The sequence below is a fragment of the Candidatus Cloacimonadota bacterium genome, from assembly GCA_034722995.1.
Lineage (GTDB): Bacteria > Cloacimonadota > Cloacimonadia > JGIOTU-2 > JGIOTU-2 > JAGMCF01.
The window spans coordinates 1-5,935 of the sequence record JAYEOL010000066.1 but is presented as its reverse complement, the minus strand read 5'-3'; the positions used below and the strand labels follow the sequence as shown (position 1 = coordinate 5,935).

6 protein-coding genes are annotated in these 5,935 nt (G+C 31.6%); all 6 read right to left on the bottom strand.

The features are described 5' to 3' along the window. Window positions 1-42: 42 nt before the first annotated feature. A complete protein-coding gene (locus tag U9R23_07585; GenBank protein ID MEA3476284.1) occupies window positions 43-2,178 on the bottom strand; it encodes an HDIG domain-containing protein in 2,136 nt (711 codons plus the stop codon). Window positions 2,179-2,568: 390 nt separating this feature from the next. Further along, complete coding sequence (locus tag U9R23_07580; protein ID MEA3476283.1) at window positions 2,569-3,462, bottom strand: LysM peptidoglycan-binding domain-containing protein; 894 nt, start codon at window positions 3,460-3,462, stop codon at window positions 2,569-2,571. 1 nt (window position 3,463) lies between these two features. Beyond that, a complete protein-coding gene (locus U9R23_07575; GenBank protein ID MEA3476282.1) occupies window positions 3,464-3,733 on the bottom strand; it encodes a hypothetical protein in 270 nt (89 codons plus the stop codon). Window positions 3,734-4,001: 268 nt separating this feature from the next. Beyond that, window positions 4,002-4,391 (bottom strand): HI0074 family nucleotidyltransferase substrate-binding subunit, encoded by a 390-nt coding sequence (locus U9R23_07570; GenBank protein ID MEA3476281.1) that lies wholly within the window; start codon window positions 4,389-4,391, stop codon window positions 4,002-4,004. Beyond that, window positions 4,381-4,686: a nucleotidyltransferase domain-containing protein gene (locus U9R23_07565; protein ID MEA3476280.1), complete on the bottom strand. Its 306-nt coding sequence runs from the start codon at window positions 4,684-4,686 to the stop codon at window positions 4,381-4,383. The genes U9R23_07570 and U9R23_07565 overlap by 11 nt, the downstream gene beginning before the upstream one ends. A 245-nt stretch (window positions 4,687-4,931) precedes the next feature. Then, window positions 4,932-5,935: DegT/DnrJ/EryC1/StrS family aminotransferase (locus U9R23_07560; GenBank protein ID MEA3476279.1), on the bottom strand; the 1,004-nt coding region annotated here is incomplete at its 5' end.

Sequence of the window (5,935 nt, the reverse complement as noted above, 5' to 3'; positions counted from 1 at the left end):
AATCTTTCAAATCTTTCAATCTTTCAAATCTTTCAATCTATATTATTCTGGATATACAATCCTTTTCTGATATATTCCAAGTAGAATGGGCATTATACTTTCTTTTATAATTTTCAATTCCTTTAAAGATATACCACTATCAGATAATTGGTCTGTGTCCACCAACTTATTTATAGTCTTTTTAACAGCATTTCTAATTTCTTCATTAACAGGGTCATTTAGAGATTTCGTTGTAGATTCAACAATATCAGCAATCATAACAATTGCAGCTTCTTTAGTTTGTGGTTTTGGGCCATCATAATGAAAATCTTCTGGATTTATTTTTTCTCCATTATTTTTTGCCTGCTGGTAGAAGTAACTAATTTGAGAAGTCCCATGGTGTTGCTGGATAATATCAACAATTCCTTTAGGTATATGATTTTCTTTTGCTAATTTAACACCATCATCAACATGTTTTTTCACAATTTGTGCACTTTTAGTAGAGCTTAGATTATCATGAGCACTTTGGTCTTCTTTTACATTCTCAATAAAGTAGTCTGGATTTTTAGTTTTTCCAATATCATGATAATAACTTCCAACCCTTGCGATAAATGGATTCGCACCAATTGATTTTGCTGCAGCTTCAGCAAGGTTACCTACAATTATACTATGATGATAAGTGCCAGATGCTACCTCAGATAATGTTTTCAGAAGTGGGTTGCTAAAATCTCCTAATTCAAGTAAGTGAATATTTGTAATTACAGGTAATCTCTGCTCAATAGGTGCTAATAAGACCATACTTCCAATTAATGAAATAACAGAACCTCCTACTCCCCAGCCAAAATCTCTTATCATCGTAAAAAATTTTTCTGAAGTAATGGTGCCAAATATAAGAGTCAAAATGGCAAAAAAAAGCACCATATAAAAGGTAGCATTATAGAAATCTCTTCTACTTCTGGGATTAGCTAATGCAAGAACTGCACTTAATCCTGCAAATGAGACAATAAATGATGTTGTGAAATTCCAGTTAGTTAACCCAATTAAAAGAAGAAAATTCACCAAGCCAAAAATTACAGCTGCTGGAACATCTATTAAAAAAGCAAGCAGGATAACCGGCATACCAAAAGGAATTATATTGATAGATAAATTACTTACAGATTTTACAACTATTATTATTACTGCTGATATAATTGTAAATATAATAGAAACCCTAAATAAAGATAAAGTGGTTAGCATCTTTGGATGTAGAAAGTAGAAAAAGATGACAAACAATGAAAGTACAAAAAGGTAGTATATAAACTGTGCGATAGAAGAAAATATTTTTTGTTTACCGACTTGCTTTTCTTCACTACTTGTTGGTGTATATGCTCGTTCTAATGCAAGCAATTTCCGATAAATATCCCTGGTAATTTTTTGATGCTTTTGTACTATCAACTCATCTTTGAGTACCTCTCCAGTAATAGCAGGAACAGCAGAGCGGGCTTGTATAACAGCTTTTTGTGTGGATTCTTTGTCATATATAATATTCTCTTTCAAGAAATTATCTAATAATTCAATGATTAAAATTTCCCATTTATCATTTTTAACAATCTCCTTATTATGTTTAAGAAAATATTTTTTAGCACTATTTATTGTAAAAAAATTTTTAACTGAAAATTCTTCTTTTTTATCTGAATTAATAATTATAATTCTATCTTTTAAAGGTTTATCGCTAATTATTCCTTTTTCTAAAATAGTTTTAATCCCGGATAGAAGTTTATGATAAAGCAATTCACGATTTTCTCTTGACTTTAGGATTTCAAAGCTTGTTATAGAAATTTTAAAATTTTTTTTAGAAAGTTGGTTAAGTTTTTCAGAATCAGAAAGTCTTTGAGAATTTATATTTTCAAACACTTTGAAAAATTCGTTAATATTCTCCTGGATTTCGTATGTTGCATCACTGGAAATGAAATATCTATGAATAACCTTTTGCTCAGCATATTTTTGTCTTTCTGCAAGTATTTTTTCATCTTGATAAATATAAAAATTAAATGGTGCAACTACTGTTTTATCAGAGATCTGTCCTATTTCAAGTTTTGTTTTTTTAGGGAGTATAGTTTGTTTAGATAAGAAAAAGTTTAAAAGGAATATTATTGCTGAAGCGATACCAATAATAATAAACGCTTCAGAGATTCTTTTTCTGGGGATATATGTTTTCATCTGAAAATCTCTTGCCACAGAGTCACACCCGTTCTCCGTAGCATCCATTCTCCGTACTACTACAAAGGATGAACTGCGAAGGGTGAATCGGGATGGAAGGCGGGGGAACGGATGTATCGGAGCTCCAGATCATGTTATATTTTTTTATACTCCCTATCTATTACCTGTTCTGGAGAATAGGATTCCAAACAAATTGTTATCTGTAATTTCAAAAAATAAAAAAGCCCCCTTTAATTTAAGGAATATAAAATTAAAATCAGGGGGCTTTAAAATCTCAGGGGATGGAATAATTTAACACAGATATATTGCAAACTCTATAAAATAGTTGCTCTTGCATAATAGACAGGACAGTATATTACAAGTAGCAATTTTTATTCCACCCGCTAAAAATTAATCTCGGGGAATACGCAATATTTGATTGGGATAAATAAGGTCAGGGTCTTTTATCTGGTCAGTATTTGCATGAAATATCCGAGGCCAGTTAAATGGATTATTATAGATTTCAGGATAGCTGGAAATCGTCCACAAGCATTCACCTTTATAGACTTTCCATGTAGTAGGTAGTCCACGAGGAATCTTAAAAATTTGGTCAGGATATATCAAATCCGGGTCTTTAATCTGGTCACGATTGGCACGATAGATTATACCCCATTTAGTAGGATTGTTATAAATATGTTCATATCCAGAAATAAACCAGAGGCATTCACCTTTTACGACAATATGAGTATCTTCATAGTATTCTGGCTTAGCTTGTTGTAGGTCATCACTCAACTTTAGAATTCTTTTATTTAATTCTTCAAAATCCGAACGAAATTTTGGGAGCTTTGCAATATTCTGATTTTTTAGATTATTATAGTTATCAATAAAAGCGAGAATCTCATCTTTATTCTTATAAAGTTCAGAGTCGGGCATCTTCTCATAATAATCTAACCGTGCTTTAAGATTATCAAGTTGGCTTTGAAATTCTACTATCTCATCTTGAGTAATACCACCCAAAGCTTTATTAATACTAGCATACAGATTCTCATAGGCATTATCAACTGCCTGAATTTTCTGTTCTAGTTCTGCGATTTTTGCTTCATTTACAGGGATTGCTTCTCTTGCTGCTGCTTCTCTTGTCTGCCACATCATAAGTTCATTCTCAAGATCTTCCCAGTATTTCAATAACTCTTGTTTGGACAAATCTTTATACTCTTCATCTGAGAAATATCTAACATCTGCATAAAGGAATACGGGAATCAAAATGATTAGCAAGCTTATTATAACATACTTTTTCGTTTTCATCTTATTCCTCCCCCAAGAATCCTTCATCTTTCAATTGCTGTTCATAAGCCTTTAACTCAGCGAGTTTAGCTTCTTTTTGCTTTAATTCTCCCTCTAAAGCTTTTATTTTAGCATCTTGTTCAGAAACTTGTTTTTCTACATTCAAGGCTGCGGTTTTAGCTTCATCAATTTGGGCTTTAGAAACTGGAGGTGGTGATGGGGCGCAACAAGCTGAAAGAATGATTAATGTAATTGAAAGAAAACAACACAATTTTAAGATAAGTCTACACATTTTTTCTCCTCTTCCCGATTGAACGGGATATTTTTGATTTCATAAAACCAAATTTTTATAATATTTTTCATAGAGTCAAGTTTTTTCTTTTTGCTTTCAATTGAATTCTCAGTTTTCACTGTTTATTGAGGGATATAAAGGGAAAAAACAAATATCTGAAAAATTATCCTTTACATCTAAAATAAGTATTTATTGAATTTTACACGCATTTTTTGAAAACAATTTTTCCTCCGACATATTGCATAACCATCTTTCGGCATCACAGATCTTATATTATCTTCCCTAAGGAAATCTTCAACGAGTTTAATTCCTCATAATATTCACTAATTCTGGAATATATTTCTTTAGCTTCTTGTTCGTTATAGATATGAGCCAACTTGTTTCTGTCATCAAGCATATTCAACCATATTGCTTCAAAGTTGATAAGACCAAGAGAAAATGCTTCTTTCAAACAAGAGCGGGGAGAATTGCATAAAATTCCCTCATGTTGCAAAAAGATCTTGATGGTTTTCCAAGCCAACTCAAATGTAAACTCAAATCTCTGGATAGTTCCATCAATAGCCAGTGTTTCATCTTTAACTTGAATAGCCTCATAAAATCTATCTAATGATTGAGAGTATTGGTTCAGAGAATATCGTAGTTTGTAGCTATTGCTCATACAATGTGTTTGCCTCGCTAAGAACTATGTTTTTAAATTCAGAAGATACAGTATTTAAGTTAACTAAATCTATTTTATATAAAGTTCTAATTTCTAAAATATTTTGTTTTATCTTTTTAAACCATTCGTTATTCATTGCGGATGATTCAACTGCTAAATCTATATCGGAAAATTTACGGTTATTTCCAGTTGCTCTTGAACCAAATAGATAAAGACGAAAGTTAGTATCCCTTCTTAAGAATTTCTTGATTATGCTGATAACAATTTCTATCAATTCTTTTGTTCTTTTATCCATTTTTCCATACCGTCCAGGCGTCTGTCTCCCGATTTATTCGTCTTGGCGAAGCCACGCCGAGACAGACAAGCCGAAGCCAGATCGGAAGCCAAGACTGACTAAACTATATTTAAGCTTTTAATATCTTTATTTCATAAATTCAAATTTGTATAATATTTTTCCAGGGGTCAAGTTTTTTCTTTTTGTGCTATTAAAAAAGGTATGATATTAAATGATAAACCAAAGAATAATATTATAATTCCAAATCATTGTTGCTTTTGATAAAATTCTTTTATCTTTTCAGACACATATTTAATTTCTTCTTCTTTTAACTGTTCTGACATTGGTAAAGAAAGGACTTCTTTTGCATATTTTTCACTGACGGGAAAATCACCTTTTTTATAGCCAAGATTTCTATAGGCATTTTGCAGATGACAAGGAATGGGATAATGCATTCCTGTATAAATTTGATTATCTTTTAGAAATTGCATAAGCTCATCTCTTTTTCGAGTTCTTATTACAAATAGATGATAGACATGTTTAGCTTCTGGCATTTCTGCCGGCAATACTATTTCTTCGCAATCCGATAAATATTCCCTGTATAAATCAGCATTTCTTCTTCGTATTTCAGTCCATTCATCTAAATATTTTAGTTTTACATCCAAAATTGCACCTTGCATTCCTGCCATTCTATAATTATGTCCGATAATCTCATGATGATATTTTTGAGCCATTCCAAGATTTCTAATCATCTTCAATTTTCTATATAGAGGTTTGTCATTAGTAATAATTGCGCCACCTTCACCATAAGCACCGAGATTTTTACCGCAATAGAAACTAAAACACCCGCATAAACCAAATGTCCCAACGGACTGTCCATTCAACTCTGATATATGTGCTTGAGCACAATCTTCTATTAACATTAAATTGTTTTTATCAGATATTTCTTTTATTTTATCTATTTGAGCTGGTTGACCGAAAAGATGAACTGCTATTATTGCTTTTGTTTTTTTGGTAACAGCTAATTCGATTTTATCAGGATCAATATTATAATAGTCGGGTTCACAATCTACAAAAACTGGAGTAGCACCTGTAAGAGTTATAGATAACGGAGTTGCAAAAAATGTATTTGCAGGAACTATTACTTCATCATTAATTGTAATTTCTAAAGCCATTAATGCCGCATGTAAAGCTGATGTACCTGAATTAACGGCTACACAATATTTTGCATTATGCTTTTTAGCAAAATTTTCTTCAAATGATTTTACAT